Genomic DNA, 11,092 nt, shown 5'->3' with positions numbered 1-11,092 from the left:
GCTGGCGATGCTGGCGGGGCTGGGCAGCGCCCTGGTCTCGGGGTCGGCCTTTGCCGGCGCCCTGACGGCAACCCTGCTGGTGTTCGGCCTGGCCCATGGGACCGGCAGCTGGACCCCCTCGCGGCTGCTGCTCACCGGGGTGGTCGTCGCCTCCGGCTGGGGGGCGGTGATCACCCTGATCCTGTCGCTCACCCCGTCCCGGCAGCTGCCGGGCATGCTCTACTGGCTGATGGGTGACCTGGCCAATGCGCGGGGCCCCGGCGTCGCGCTGGGCCTGCTGGGCCTGGTCTGCCTGCTGGTGGTGCCGCTCGGGCGAAGCCTCAACGTGCTGGCACGGGGCGGGCTGCAGGCGGCGGCCCTGGGCGTGGCGGTCCGACGGCTGGAGTGGCTGGTCTACCTGCTGGCGAGCCTGGTCACCGCCGTCGCCGTGACCACGGCCGGAAGCATCGGCTTCGTGGGGCTGGTGGTGCCGCACCTGCTGCGCCTGGCGCTGGGCAACGACCAGCGGCTGATCCTTCCCGCCTGTGCCCTGGCCGGCGGCACCCTGCTGGTGCTGGCCGATACCCTGGCGCGAACGATCATCGCCCCCGAGCAGCTGCCGGTGGGGGTGATCACCGCCCTGCTCGGCGTGCCGGTCTTCCTCTACCTGCTGCATCGGAGCCGCTGATGAGTCGCCTGGAGACCCGCGGGCTGGTCATCGACGTGCCGGGCCGCAAGGGCGGGGCCCCCCTGGACCTCGCCGTGCTGCCGGGCCAGGTGTGGGGCGTGCTGGGACCCAATGGCGCGGGCAAGACCACCCTGCTGCATACCCTGGCCGGCCTGCGCTCGCCGTGCGCCGGCTGGATCGAGGTGGATGGCGTGCCCTTGACGCGCCTGCGCCGCCGCCGTCTGGCCCAGTGCCTGGGGCTGGTCTTCCAGGAGCATCACGACGGCTTTCCTGCCACGGTGGAGGAGACCGCCCTGATCGGCCGCCATCCCTGGCTTTCGCCGTGGCAGATGGAAACCGCCGAGGACCTGGCGCTGGCCCATCGCGCCCTGGCGCGACTCGACCTGGCCGAGCTGGGTGGGCGCCAGGTGGCTACCCTCTCCGGTGGCGAGCGCCAGCGGCTGGCGATCGCCACCCTGCTGGCACAGGATCCGGGCGTCTGGCTCGCCGACGAGCCCACCAATCATCTGGACCTTCACCATCAGGTGGCGGTGATGCGCCTGCTGGCCGGGCAGGCGGCCGACGGCCACGCCGTGATGCTGTGCCTGCATGACCTGAACCTGGCCGCTCGCTGGTGCGATCACCTGCTGCTGCTCTACCCGGACGGCGAAGCCTGCTGGGGCCCGGCGGAGAGCATGCTGGTCCCCGCAGCCCTCGAGCGCCTCTACGGCCAGCGCCTGGCCAGTGCCGAGGTGGAAGGCGCGAGGGTGTTCGTCGCCGTGCCCTGAGCCTTGCACTTTGGTCGTGCCCGCCGCACGGCGCTGGCATCAACCCTGTCGGTTTTCCTGCCGCTCGGGCACGGGTTGCCGTCTCGTCACCCATGGATGACGTTGACGTAAACGTCGTCAATATTTCCGGGAAAGTGTCGACAACATGCCGGAACTCGATCGGCTCCATGCCGCCATCTTGCTTGGTGGGCGGCGGGTGAGGTGATGATTGTCGACATCGAGTGACGCTCACGCCGCCCACCGTTCGATAGAAGGTCGAATGTCCTCTCTTGCTGCACCTGCGTAAAACGGCCATGGCCAACAACAACAATGCTCGACGAGGACCGCTCATGCCCAATCCGAAACGATGAGGAACCGACGTGCTGCTCAAACGCGAATACGGTGAAGAACATCCCTACTGGCCCCTCGGCCCCTTCAAGCTGCGCCTGCCGTTCATCCACTTCCGCTGGGAGATCCCCGAGACCGTCCAGGCGCTGGTGATGTTCGTCATCGCCATGGGCATGATCCCGCTGCTCGAGCAATACCTGGGGGTGCCCTACGAGGTAGCGCTGGCCTTCGTGGTGGTCTGCGGCATCGGCTTCATCCTGCCACCGCTGCTCGGCGTGCCCTTCATTGCCGGCTGGATCACCCCCGCGATCCCGGTGGTACTGCTGTTCCTGAGCGACTTCACGCCCGGCCCCGAGGCGATCCGCGCCATGGTGGCCCTGCAGCTGATGGTGGCAGCCATCTTCCTGTTCATGGCGGTGACCCGGCTGGGCTCGAAACTGGTCAACAACATTCCCGACTCGATCAAGGCCGGCATCCTGCTGGGGGCGGGCATCGCCGCGATCAGCGGCGAGATCAGCGCCGGCGGACGCCTCTACAACACGCCGATCTCGCTGGGCATCGGCGGCCTGGTGACCCTCTATGTGCTCTTCTCGCTGTCGTTTCGCGACCTCGCCGAGAAGCATCGCTGGGCGCGCAACATCGCCGCCTACGGCATGGTGCCGGGCATGCTGGTGACCATGGCTATCGGCTGGGGCGTGGGCGAGTACCCGCTGCCCGAGATCGAGTGGGGCATGGCGATTCCCGACTTCGCCGGTATCTGGGGCTACCTGCCGTTCGCGGTCGGGCTGCCGGGCCTGGAGCTGCTTCTGGCCGCGATCCCCACGGCGGTCATCGCCTATATCATCGCCTTCGGTGACATCATCGTCGGCCAGAGCCTGATCAAGCGGGTCGACCACCTGCGGCCCGACGAGAAGATCGAGGTCAATGTCGATCGCGTTCACCTGATCACCGGCCTGCGCAACCTGATGCACGCCTTCCTCGCCCCCTATCCGGGGCTGGCCGGCCCGCTGTTCACCGGTGCCATGGCGACCATCGCCGAGCGCTACCGCTACGGGCGCAAGGCCATGGACACCATCTACTCCGGCGCCTCGGTGTTCTGGATCGTCGGCTTCCTGGCGCTGTTCATGCTGCCACTGATCACCCTGTTCCGGCCGGTGCTGCCCATCGCCCTGTCGATCACCCTGCTGATCACCGGCTACCTCTGCATCGCCGTGGCGGTGGAGCAGATCCGCAATGCGACCGCCATGGGCGTGGCCGGCATCATGGGGGTGGTGCTGGCGACCCACGGTGCCGCCTGGGGGCTGGGTGTCGGCCTGGTGCTCTATTTCATGGTCGAGCACCGGTCGCGCCGGGCGCGCATCGCCGAACCCGAGGAGCCGATCGCCGTGGAAGACGACATGGCGGTGGAAACGGACGATGGCCTCGAGCCGGAGCCCGTCACGCGCTGATCGTGCACACGAGTCTTGCCATGTTGCGGGCCGCCTTTCGAGGCGGCCCGCCTGCGGTGGGGAAGGGGGGTCAGGCGTCGGGCAGATGATCGAGGAAGCGCGCCGGGTCGTCGCTGATCACCGCCTCGACCCCCCATTGCCAGCGCGGGGCGAAGGCGGTGGGATCGTTGGCCGTGTAGCAGAGCAGCCGATAGCCGGCCTCGACGACCTCGCGAACGCGCGACTGCTTGAGGCGCTTCCAGTCGGCATGCACGCTGTAGGCCTGCACCGGCTCGCAATGACGGCGCCAGTCGCGGCCGATCGCCTCGAAGAGCACGCCGAGCGCCAGCGTCTCGGGCCCGGCCAGGGCGCGCGCCAGGGTCAGGGCCGTGTCGTTGAAGGAGGAGACCAGGCAGCGCGCCGGCGGCAGCGCCTCCATCAGCGGGGGCAGGGCGGCCTCCACCAGGGGGTGGGGGTCGCGACCGCGATTCACCTTCAACTCCAGGTTCACCCCCATTTCGAGCTCGTCGAGCAGGGCGAGCATCTCCCCGAGGGTGGCCATGCGCTCGCCCAGGAAGGCGTCGCCGAACCAGCTGCCCGCGTCGAGCCGGCGTGCCGCGGCCAGGTCGAGGTCGGCCAGGCGTCCGCGGCTATCGGAGCAGCGCCGGATGTTGGCGTCGTGCCAGATCACCGGGGTTCCGTCACCGAGCAGCTGCACGTCCAGTTCCACCCAGGCGACGCCCGCGGCGTGGGCGGCGCGCACCGCGGCGAGGGTGTTCTCCGGGGCATGGGCGGAGAGGCCGCGGTGGGCGATCAGGCGGGGCAGGGGGATGTCGGGGTGAGGCATGCACGGTCGTCCTGGTCTGCGAGGCGCCGTCCGCTGGCGGCGAGGAAACGGCCTATAGCGTATCGCCATCCGCCATGATGTGGATATGGTAGGCTGCGCGATTTCGACACTGGTGATGGTGCCGGACCCGACGATGCGAGGAGCGTGAGATGAGAGTCGTGCATATCAAGAATCCCCGGCAGCGCGAGGCCTGCCTGGCCCGGCTGTGCGCCGAGGCGTATGGCCAGGAGGCGGGTCTCAGGCCGCTGGCCACCTTCGCCGGTACCCTGGGGGTGCTGGTCGAGCAGGAGGCGGCCAGGGTGCTGGCGCTGGTGGATGACCAGTCGCGCCCGGTGGCGCTGGCCCTGCTCGTGCTCGACGAGCTCGGCAGCAGCATGACCGTGATGCTGCTGGCCGAGCTTGATCAGGACCCGCAACAGGAGGGCGTGGCGCGGCCGGCCGAGCGCCTGGTCGCCGAACTGGCGCTCAAGGCCCCCCTGCGGGTCGATGCCCGGGATGCCGAGCAGGAGGCACGCTTTCGCGACGCCGGCATCACCCGCTGGCTGGACGGCAAGGCCGGAGTGCGGATCGGCCTGGGTCCCAAGCATCCCGCCACCTCCCTCGACGACCTGCCCCGGGCGCTGACCTTCGACGAGGCGGCGGTGATCCAGTCCTTCAAGCGCGACCGCAAGCAGTTCGATGACTACAAGGCGCGCTTCATCCGCGGCCTGGAAACCTTTCCCGCCACGCTCTGAGTGCGGCGCGACTTGACCCGGGGGGGGGCACGGCGCTTGACTGGTGGGCCCATCCCGAAGGCAGCACAAGGAAAGCACTTCCATGGCCAAGCGCATCCAGTTCGCTCGCACCGGAGGGCCCGAGGTCCTCGAGATCGTCGACGTCGCCCCGGCCGAGCCGGCGCCCGGCGAGGTCCGCGTGAGGAACCAGGCCGTCGGCCTCAACTTCATCGACATCTACTTTCGCACCGGCCTCTATCCGGCCCCGTCGCTGCCCTCCGGCCTCGGCACCGAGGGGGCCGGCGTGGTGGATGCAGTGGGCGAGGGCGTCACCCACCTCAAGCCGGGGGACCGGGTCGCCTATGCCCAGGGGCCGCTGGGCGCCTATGCCGAGCAGCATGTGCTGCCGGCGGAGAAGGTGGTGGCGCTGCCCGCCGCCATCGACGTCGAGACCGCCGCCGCCAGCATGCTCAAGGGCTTGACCGTGCAGTACCTGCTGCGCCAGACCCGCGAGCTCAAGGGCGGCGAGACGATCCTCTGGCACGCCGCCGCCGGTGGCGTGGGCTCCATCGCCTGCCAGTGGGCCAGGGCGCTGGGCGTGAAGCTGATCGGTACCGTCAGTTCGCCGGAGAAGGCGGCGCTGGCCGAGCGCAACGGCGCCTGGGCAACCATCGACTACACCCGGGAGGACGTCGTCGCGCGGGTGCGCGAGCTGACCGATGGCGCGATGTGTGACGTGGTCTACGACTCGGTGGGCAAGGACACCTGGGAGACCTCGCTGGACTGCCTCAAGCCGCGCTCGCTGATGGTCAGCTTCGGCAACGCCTCGGGCCCCGTGGAGGGGGTCAACATCGGCATCCTCAACCAGAAGGGGTCGCTGTTCGTCACCCGGCCGAGCCTCAACGGCTATGCCGACACCCGCGAGCGGCTGGAGTGGATGGCCGGCGAGCTCTTCGAGATGCTGGAGAGCGGCAAGGTGACGGTCGACATTGGCCAGCGCTACCCGCTGGCGGAGGCGGGCAAGGCCCAGGAGGCGCTCCAAGGGCGGCAGACCACCGGGTCCACCATTCTCCTTCCCTGAAGAAGCCCCAAGGCACAAGGGGCAAGCCGCAAGGATCCCATGCGGCTTGCCCCAGTTGCTTCAATTCTGCCCTTGCCCCTTGCCCCTTGCCCCTTGCCCCTTGCCCCTCGGCCCTCAGGAATTCTCCACATAGGCCCCCATCTCCCGCATCCGCGACTCGAAGCGTGCCACGTTGTCGACCAGGTCGTCGGGGCCGAAGGCCACGCACTCGGCCAGCAGCACCTCGATCAGGGTGATCGCCGAGAGGATCGAGGGGAAGAAGTGCGGCGTGGCGTTGGCCACCGGGAAGGTGATGCTCGCCCCGGGGACCAGCGGCGAGCGCATGGTGTCGGTGACCACGATGGCATTCACGCCATTGGCACGGGTGATCTCCAGGGCCCGCATGGTCTCGGCACAGTATGGCTCGAAGCCGAAGGCGATCACCACGTCGCCCTCGCCGAAGGGGGCCAGCTCGGTGAGCAGGCCACCCTCCTGCCCGCGGATGAGGTGGATGTCGGGCATGGCGATGCGCCCCACATAGGCGAAGTGGTAGGCACAGGCGAAGGTGTCGCGAAAGCCCACCACCGCCACCTTGCCGGCGTCCAGCAGCAGCCGGGCCGCCTCGCGGACCTTCTTCTGGTTGTCGGCGGTGAACAGCCGACCGATGTTGTCGAAGGCCGCGTCTCCCACGTCCAGGAACACCTGATCGTCGGTCTGGCTGGCCAGGTTGCGCAGCTGGCTGGCCCGTCCCGAGAGCTCCACCGGGCCGGCCTGTACCGCCGACTGGAACACCTCGCGGAACTGTTCGTAGCTCTCGAACTCCAGCCGCTTGGCCAGCCGCATCAGCGTCGAGGGCGTGACCTCGGCGGCGGCGGCCGACTTGCGAATCGACTGGAAGGCGATCTCCACCGGGTGTTCCAGCACGTAGCCGGCCGCCAGTTTGAGCTGCGGGCTCAGCTCCGGATACGCCTCGGCCAGCTGCTGATTGACGGCATCCAGTCCCGCCGGGGCCTCCGGCAGCGCCTCCTGGCTCGGGGTCTGCGATTCCAGCACGCGGTTCTCCTCAGCTGATCATGTTGATGGCATCCGCCCATCTCGTGGCAGCGCGCATTGTAGCGCATGCGGGTCGCCATGAATGAAACAACTGTTTCCCATGACAAAAAACAATGGCACAGGTGTATTGACGTCTCTCGGGACCTTCGTCTAGGATGCCTGCAAAACAGACGTGCCTCATTGTCATAGTGACTGATACGTTTGTTTCATTCCTCGTCAGCCACTCCAGGAACGACCGAGCCCGACATGAGCCACTCCACCAAGCATCCCGCCTACGAGACCCTGATCACCCAGCGCCACGGCCAGGTGATGGAGATCCGCTTCAACCGGCCCCATCGCCTCAATGCGGTGGTCGAGTCGCTGTATACCGAGCTGCTCGATGCCCTCGCCGTCGCCTCCGCCGAGGTCGATATCCGTGCCGTGATCCTCACCGGCGAGGGTCGCGCCTTCTGTGTCGGCGCCGACATGAAGGAGCATGGCAGTGCCAAGCGTTCGCTGTTCCAGCGCCGCCAGTACCTGCAGCTGGGCAACGACGTCTGCGAGGCGATCCTGCGCCTCAACAAGCCGGTGATCGCCGCCGTCAACGGCTATGCCCTGGGGGCCGGCGCCGAGATGGCGGTCTCCTGCGACTTCATCCTGATGGCAGAGGATGCCCAGATCGGCTTCCCCGAGACCAGCATCGGCACCTGCGTGGGCGGCGGCGTCTCCAAGCTCCTGCCCGAGCTGGTGGGCCTGGCCCAGGCGCGCCGGCTGCTCTTCACCGGCCGGCGCATCGATGGCGAGGAAGCCGCCCGCATCGGCCTGGCGACCTCCAGCTGGACCGCCGACTCCCTGCTCGACGAGGCCCGGGCCCTGGCCGGCGAGCTGGCGAAGCAGGCGCCGGTCTCCATCGCCATGCTCAAGCGGCTGGTCAACCAGGGCAGTGACACGAACCTGGAGAGCCAGCTGCAGCAGGAACTCGATGCGGTCTTCACCTGCTCCACCACCGAGGACTGGCAGGAGGGCGTCGACGCCTTCGCCGACAAGCGCACGCCCTGCTTCCAGGGCAAGTAATGTCTCTTCCGTGCCCGGCCAGTGGCCGGGCCCGTCGTCACCGTTCAACGACCCTTGCGGTCAAGGTCAGCAACACATGAATCCCATCGAAGGACACCTCCCGACCCGCAGCCCGCTGCACGATATCCTGGCGCCCACCGGCATCGCGGTGATCGGCGCCTCCGCCGACCCCACCAAGCGGGGCTACAAGGCCATGGTCGGCCTGATCAAGGACGGCTATCGCGGCGACATCTATCCGGTGAACCCCAAGGCCGACATGATCCTCGGGGTCAAGGCCTGGCCCTCGGTCACGGCGATCCCCGGCAATCCCCAGCTGGCGCTGATCTGCACGCCGGCGGCGACTGTCCCGGGGTTGATCGCCGAGTGCGGCCGGCGCGGCATCAAGGGGGCGGTGATACTCGCCAGCGGCTTCGCCGAAGTCGGCGGTGAGGGGGCTGCGCTCGAGCGCGAGATGATGGCCAAGGCCGAGGCGCACGGGGTGCGCATCATCGGCCCCAATACTTCGGGCGTGTTCAACCTGCACCACCACATCAACCTGCTGGCGCTGGATAACGTCAGGCCGGGCGACGTGGGCATCATCTCCCAGTCCGGCAACATGCTGCTGTCGCTGGCCCTGGAGGCCCAGCACAACGGCCATGTGGGCTTCTCCACCTACGTGGGCCCCGGCAACCAGAGCGACATCGGCTTCAACGACTACCTGCGCTATCTGGGCGAGGACGAGCACACCCGGGTGGCCACCCTCTACGTGGAGGGCTTCCGGGACGGGCGCAAGTTCCTCGAGGTGGCTCGTGACGTCACGGCCATGAAGCCGGTGGTGGTCTACAAGTCCGGCTCCACCGAGCAGGGCCAGAAGGCCGCCAGCTCCCACACCGGCGCCCTGGCCGGCAGCTATGCCATGACCGTGGACCTGCTCAGACAGTCCGGGGTCAGCGTGGTGCAGTACTCCGACGAGATCCTGCCGGTGGCCGAGGGCCTGGGACTGCTGCAGAAGTCCCGCGGCAAGCGGGTGGCGGTGATCTCCGACGGCGGCGGCCAGGCTACCATCGCCTCCGACCGCCTGGCCGAAGCGGGCCTGGAGCTCGCCGAGCTCTCCGAGGCCACCCGGGCGAAACTCCGGGAGGTGCTCTTCCCCCAGGCGTCCACCGTCAACCCGGTGGACGTGGCCGGCTCCACCGATGCCAACCCCTCGCTGCTCGCCACCTGCATGGAGATCGTCGCCGCCGATGACAACGTCGACAGCGTCTTCCTGGTCGGCATGTTCGGCGGCTACAGCATCCGCTTTGCCGAGTCGCTGCTGGGCGACGAGATGCGCGGCGCCGAGGCGATGGTGGACCTCTCCAACGCCACCGAGAAGCCGCTGGTGATCTACAGCCTCTATACGCCGATCAAGCCGCCGGCGCTGCGTCGCCTGCACGAGGCTGGCCTGCCGGTCTACGCCTCCATCGAACAGTCGGTGCGGGTGCTTTCGGCACTGGGCGAGCGTGGCCAGTACCTGGCGCAGACCCGTAGTCAGGCCCGCGAGACGCCGGTGGATGCCCGTCCCGAGCTCACCGCCATGTTCCGCCAGGCCCGGGCCGAGGGGCGTGACCTCTTCGAGTACGAGGCCAAGCAGCTGCTGCGCGACCACGGCGTCGAGGTCCCGGAGGAGCGAGTCGTCAGGAACGAGGCCGAGCTTGCCGCGGCAGCGGCAGCGCTTGGTGAGACGCCGCTGGCGATGAAGGTGGTCTCTAAGGACATCCTGCACAAGTCCGACGCCGGCGGCGTGAGGCTCAACGTGGTGGGCGAGGCCGCCATGCAGGATGCCCGCAATGCGATCCTCGATTCCTGCAGGACCTATGACGCCAAGGCCGAGATCGAGGGCGTGCTGGTGACGCCCATGGCGAAGAAGGGCGTGGAGGTGATCGTCGGGGTGATCCGCGACCCGATCTTCGGGCCGGTGCTGATGTTCGGCCTCGGCGGCATCTTCGTCGAGATCCTCGAGGACGTCGCCTTCCGCGCCATCCCGCTGTCGCGCCATGATGCCCGCTCCATGGTGGAGCAGATCAAGGCGAAGCGGATCCTCGAGGGGGTGCGCGGCGAGTCCGCGGTGGACAAGGAGGCGCTGGTCGACCTGCTGCTCAAGGTGTCGAGCATCGTCGACGCCTACCCGGACCTCAAGGAGCTCGACCTCAACCCGGTGATCGTCAACGCCGACGGCTATGCGGTGGTGGATGCCCGCGTTATCGTCGACCGTGACAGCCCTGCCACCGACGAGGACGCCCAAGCATGAGCCTGAGCCAACCGCAACTGACCGATGCCCGCCTGACGCTGGAGGGGCGGGTGGCCACCCTGACCCTGGACCGCCATGACGTGCGCAATGCCCTGACCGGCACTGCCCTGGTGGATGACATCGTGGCCGTGGCCGACTGGGTCAATGCCTGCGACGAGGTCTCCGTGCTGGTCATCACCGGGGCAGGTTCGGCGTTCTCCGCGGGGGGCAACGTCAAGGACATGGCCGAGCGTGGCGGCGACTTCGCCGGCGACGTGGCCGAGGTCGCCAGCCGCTACCGGCGGGGCATCCAGCGTATCCCGCTGGCCCTGCAGGGCGTGGAGGTGCCGATCATCGCCGCGGTCAACGGCCCGGCGATCGGCGCCGGCTTCGACCTGGCCAACATGGCCGACGTGCGCATCGCCTCCCGCAAGGCCAAGTTCGGCGAGACCTTCCTCAACCTGGGCATCATCCCCGGTGACGGCGGTGCCTGGTTCATGCAGCGGCTGATCGGCTACCAGCGTGCCTTCGAGCTGACGCTCTCCGGCCGGGTGATCGATGCCGAGGAGGCGAAGGCGTATGGCATCGTGCTGGAGGTCACCGAGCCCGAGGCGCTGCTCGAGCGCGTCGGCGAGATGGCCGGGCAGATGGCGGCCCAGCCGCCCAAGGCGACGCGCCTGACCAAGCGGCTGATGAAGATGGGCAGCCGCATGGAGCTGCCCGACTTCCTCGACCTCTGCGCGACCTTCCAGGGCATGTGCCATAACGAGCCCGAGCACCTCGAGGCCGTCAATGCCATGCTGGAGAAGATGGCCAGGAAGTAGGCGACACCAGCCGTCAGTTCCGAAGACCCCGGCCCAGGCCGGGGTCTTCGCTTCCGGGAACGATGAAAGGACTGGCATTTCTGCCCCGCGGCTGGTGTGCTTGAGT

The 11,092-nt window shown here is 68.5% G+C and carries 10 protein-coding genes; 8 read left to right on the top strand and 2 right to left on the bottom strand.

What is annotated here, in order from left to right:
• From SCI24_RS10845 to SCI24_RS10835, 3 genes are all read left to right on the top strand, one after another.
• Nucleotides 1–667, top strand: a 667-nt coding sequence (locus tag SCI24_RS10845) for an iron ABC transporter permease (protein ID WP_318725380.1), incomplete at its 5' end; no start/stop codon positions are given.
• On the top strand, nt 667–1,434 hold the full coding sequence (locus SCI24_RS10840; RefSeq protein WP_318725379.1) for an ABC transporter ATP-binding protein: 768 nt from the start codon (nt 667–669) through the stop codon (nt 1,432–1,434). The genes SCI24_RS10845 and SCI24_RS10840, both read left to right, overlap by 1 nt.
• A gap of 359 nt (nt 1,435–1,793) precedes the next feature.
• Nucleotides 1,794–3,209 (top strand): xanthine/uracil/vitamin C permease, encoded by a 1,416-nt coding sequence (locus tag SCI24_RS10835; protein ID WP_318725378.1) that lies wholly within the window; start codon nt 1,794–1,796, stop codon nt 3,207–3,209.
• 70 nt (nt 3,210–3,279) lie between these two features.
• Here the strand turns inward: SCI24_RS10835 and SCI24_RS10830 are convergent, their stop codons facing one another.
• Entirely contained in the window at nt 3,280–4,035 is a 756-nt protein-coding gene (locus tag SCI24_RS10830) for a glycerophosphodiester phosphodiesterase family protein (protein WP_318725377.1), read from the bottom strand.
• Nucleotides 4,036–4,184: 149 nt separating this feature from the next.
• Here SCI24_RS10830 and SCI24_RS10825 point away from each other — a divergent pair, with 149 nt between their 5' ends.
• A complete protein-coding gene (locus tag SCI24_RS10825) occupies nt 4,185–4,769 on the top strand; it encodes a hypothetical protein (protein WP_318725376.1) in 585 nt (194 codons plus the stop codon).
• An 82-nt stretch (nt 4,770–4,851) separates the two neighbouring features.
• Nucleotides 4,852–5,829 carry an NADPH:quinone reductase gene (locus SCI24_RS10820; protein WP_318725375.1) on the top strand — a complete coding sequence of 326 codons (978 nt, stop codon included), beginning with the start codon at nt 4,852–4,854 and terminating at the stop codon, nt 5,827–5,829.
• 114 nt (nt 5,830–5,943) lie between these two features.
• Here SCI24_RS10820 and SCI24_RS10815 read toward each other — a convergent pair whose 3' ends face one another.
• Nucleotides 5,944–6,861 (bottom strand): MurR/RpiR family transcriptional regulator, encoded by a 918-nt coding sequence (locus SCI24_RS10815; RefSeq protein ID WP_318725374.1) that lies wholly within the window; start codon nt 6,859–6,861, stop codon nt 5,944–5,946.
• A gap of 246 nt (nt 6,862–7,107) precedes the next feature.
• On the opposite strand from SCI24_RS10815, the gene SCI24_RS10810 reads away from it, so the two are divergent.
• The 3 genes from SCI24_RS10810 (at nt 7,108) to SCI24_RS10800 (ending at nt 10,986) form a co-directional block, all read left to right on the top strand.
• A complete protein-coding gene (locus SCI24_RS10810; RefSeq protein WP_318725373.1) occupies nt 7,108–7,914 on the top strand; it encodes an enoyl-CoA hydratase/isomerase family protein in 807 nt (268 codons plus the stop codon).
• Nucleotides 7,915–7,990: 76 nt separating this feature from the next.
• Entirely contained in the window at nt 7,991–10,183 is a 2,193-nt protein-coding gene (locus SCI24_RS10805; RefSeq protein WP_318725372.1) for an acetate--CoA ligase family protein, read from the top strand.
• The gene (locus SCI24_RS10800) at nt 10,180–10,986 is read left to right on the top strand and encodes an enoyl-CoA hydratase-related protein (protein ID WP_318725371.1); all 807 of its coding nucleotides are present in this window, start codon (nt 10,180–10,182) and stop codon (nt 10,984–10,986) included. The genes SCI24_RS10805 and SCI24_RS10800 overlap by 4 nt, the downstream gene beginning before the upstream one ends.
• Nucleotides 10,987–11,092: the final 106 nt, after the last annotated feature.

The organism is Halomonas sp. (assembly GCF_033549285.1).
In the GTDB taxonomy this organism is placed as follows: domain Bacteria; phylum Pseudomonadota; class Gammaproteobacteria; order Pseudomonadales; family Halomonadaceae; genus Halomonas.
Note: the sequence above shows the minus strand (reverse complement) of the source record. Positions and strands in the feature narration are given on the sequence as shown.

Coding starts and splice junctions, on each gene's coding strand:
- SCI24_RS10800 (WP_318725371.1), top strand. CDS start 10,180: ATGAGCCTGAGCCAACCGCAACTGACCGATGCCCGCCTGACGCTGGAG.
- SCI24_RS10805 (WP_318725372.1), top strand. CDS start 7,991: ATGAATCCCATCGAAGGACACCTCCCGACCCGCAGCCCGCTGCACGAT.
- SCI24_RS10820 (WP_318725375.1), top strand. CDS start 4,852: ATGGCCAAGCGCATCCAGTTCGCTCGCACCGGAGGGCCCGAGGTCCTC.
- SCI24_RS10810 (WP_318725373.1), top strand. CDS start 7,108: ATGAGCCACTCCACCAAGCATCCCGCCTACGAGACCCTGATCACCCAG.
- SCI24_RS10830 (WP_318725377.1), bottom strand. CDS start 4,035: ATGCCTCACCCCGACATCCCCCTGCCCCGCCTGATCGCCCACCGCGGC.
- SCI24_RS10825 (WP_318725376.1), top strand. CDS start 4,185: ATGAGAGTCGTGCATATCAAGAATCCCCGGCAGCGCGAGGCCTGCCTG.
- SCI24_RS10840 (WP_318725379.1), top strand. CDS start 667: ATGAGTCGCCTGGAGACCCGCGGGCTGGTCATCGACGTGCCGGGCCGC.